The sequence below is a fragment of the Actinomadura sp. CNU-125 genome, from assembly GCF_001942465.1.
In the GTDB taxonomy this organism is placed as follows: domain Bacteria; phylum Actinomycetota; class Actinomycetes; order Streptosporangiales; family Streptosporangiaceae; genus Spirillospora.
The window spans coordinates 1-1074 of the sequence record NZ_MKJY01000550.1; the positions used below are offsets into that span (position 1 = coordinate 1).

Annotated in this window: 1 rRNA gene; it reads right to left on the reverse strand. The window is 58.9% G+C overall.

Annotated elements, in window-relative coordinates:
* Window positions 1–441 precede the first annotated feature (441 nt).
* Window positions 442–1074, reverse strand: a 16S ribosomal RNA gene (locus BJF79_RS40280); the annotation flags it as partial.

Genomic DNA, 1074 nt, shown 5'->3' on the forward strand with positions numbered 1-1074 from the left:
CGGCTCCTGATGCCAAGGCATCCACCGTATGCCCTTAAAAACTTGAACACACAAAACGATCAAAACAAATCGCAGATGAGACACGACCACCTAAATGATCGAGCCTCACCAGAGATGCTCGCGTCCACTGTGTAGTTCTCAAAAAACAACCGGGCCCACCAGGCCGCACCCCCGAACAGGGGCACGGGACCTGGTCCCGCAGTCCGAAGAAACATGCCCGTTTCCTCAGGACCCAACAGCGTGTCCAACCTGCCGGCCGCCCGGAGCTCGTCGTTCCCACTCCCCCGCAAAGGGGCGGTACTAGCCGAGCCGCACAGCCGACAGACTGAATAACCAGTGCTCCACATCTATGAGCAGCCGCTTGACGAACATTCGCCGTCAACAGCGGCCACCGACCACGACCCCTCCACCGAGGCGGCCTGGCCAGCTGATGCTCCTTAGAAAGGAGGTGATCCAGCCGCACCTTCCGGTACGGCTACCTTGTTACGACTTCGTCCCAATCGCCGGCCCCACCTTCGACCGCTCCCCCCATTGCTGGTTGGGCCACGGGCTTCGGGTGTTGCCGACTTTCGTGACGTGACGGGCGGTGTGTACAAGGCCCGGGAACGTATTCACCGCAGCGTTGCTGATCTGCGATTACTAGCGACTCCGACTTCACGAAGTCGAGTTGCAGACTTCGATCCGAACTGAGACCGGCTTTAAGGGATTCGCTCCACCTCACGGTATCGCAGCCCTCTGTACCGGCCATTGTAGCATGTTTGCAGCCCAAGACATAAGGGGCATGATGACTTGACGTCATCCCCACCTTCCTCCGAGTTGACCCCGGCGGTCTCCCATGAGTCCCCACCATTACGTGCTGGCAACATGGAACGAGGGTTGCGCTCGTTGCGGGACTTAACCCAACATCTCACGACACGAGCTGACGACAGCCATGCACCACCTGTCACCGGCCCAAAAAGGACCCACCATCTCTGATGGATTTCCGGCGATGTCAAGCCTTGGTAAGGTTCTTCGCGTTGCGTCGAATTAAGCAACATGCTCCGCCGCTTGTGCGGGCCCCCGTCAATTCCTTTG